The organism is Streptobacillus ratti (assembly GCF_001891165.1).
Lineage (GTDB): Bacteria > Fusobacteriota > Fusobacteriia > Fusobacteriales > Leptotrichiaceae > Streptobacillus > Streptobacillus ratti.
Map to the genome: position 1 here is coordinate 1 of NZ_LKKW01000101.1, position 322 is coordinate 322.

A 322-nucleotide genomic window follows, 5' to 3' on the forward strand; every position below is an offset into this window, starting at 1 on the left:
TTTTTACCCAATTCATTAAGCCAACTAGGAATAGTAACATTTTTTCTAAACGTTATACTTTTACATTCAATAACATATCTAATCATATCTAAACTAATTAATGTTTTAAAGCTTTCTCCTTCAATATAAAATTCTTTTTCATCATCAGGAATATTTATTAATATTTTATTTATATCACTTGCTTTAGGTAAGCTTTTTCCTTTTACAAAATCATCATACAACCAAGTCCCAATATAATCTTCTGCCATTTTCATAGCTTCCTCTATTGTTTTACCTTCAGTTGCACCATTATCTAAATCAGGAAAAACAACAACATAATTTC

General features: G+C 26.1%; 1 protein-coding gene. It reads right to left on the reverse strand.

Annotated features, from left to right (window positions below):
- Window positions 1–322, reverse strand: a 322-nt coding sequence (locus BT993_RS06965) for a type II toxin-antitoxin system HicB family antitoxin (RefSeq protein WP_072593809.1), incomplete at both ends; no start/stop codon positions are given.